1 protein-coding gene is annotated in these 974 nt (G+C 37.5%); it reads left to right on the forward strand.

Annotation, left to right across the window (positions count from 1 at the left end):
* Positions 1-135 precede the first annotated feature (135 nt).
* On the forward strand, positions 136-974 hold an 839-nt coding region (locus EO122_RS08140), incomplete at its 3' end, for a transposase (protein WP_164726003.1).

Here is a 974-nt window from a genome sequence, read left to right on the forward strand (position 1 = left end):
GGCTCTATAATATATCTTGGGGGGACAGCAAAAGCCATCCCCCCAAGGTATATTTTTTTATGCAAAAAAGTAGGCATATCATTCAGTTTACTTTACAATATAAGTAACCACACCAATAAGAAAGGACTGAAGCATATGCCTACATTAGATTATACTGAATTTTTTACAAATATCAAAGCAAATTTTATTCATGATGTCGTATTTGATGAGGAAAGCAAAACTGTTATCTACTATATTAAGTTGCCTAGAGTCACTCATACATGTCCTATATGTGGATCTGTACACACAGAGGTAAAAGGGTATTACACACGTACTATTAAGCTAGGTACAGAAGTAAATGCGCAATATAACAACTGCAAAAAGGTTGGTAAGTATACGCAACGAAGATATCGTTGTACCTTCTGTGGTAAAACTTTCAATGAAAAGAATCCTTTCATAAGTAAGTATTTACAAATGAGTAAAGCTGTAATAGCCACGATGATGTATAAGCTACAAGGCACTCACACTTATACAGATATTGCTAAAGAGCTAGATGTATCCACTACCACTGTCATCCGTATGTTTACCAAGACCTTTCACTTTGGGATACCAGAGTATTTACCGGCAACACTAGCTATTGATGAGTTTAGAGGAAACGCTGGTGGGCAAAAGTTTCAGGTCATCATCACAGATCCAAAAGGTAAACGGGTATTAGATATTTTGCCCGAAAGAAGTGAGGCAGCGTTATTTAGCTACTTTAAACAGTTTCGTTTGCAGGAACGCTCTAAAGTGCGTTATCTAGTCATGGATATGTCGGAGTTTTTCCGTTCTAAGATGAGAAAACTGTTTCCTCATGCTACCATTATTGCCGATCGATTTCATCTAGTACGACTGGTAGGTTGGGGCTTTGAGAATGTTAGAAAACGAGAACAGAAGCGTTTAAAGAAGTCCGGATCTTACATTAAACGTTCTCGCAAGCTATGTCGTAAGGCATT

This window comes from Veillonella sp. CHU110 (assembly GCF_003992255.1).
GTDB lineage: Bacteria > Bacillota > Negativicutes > Veillonellales > Veillonellaceae > F0422.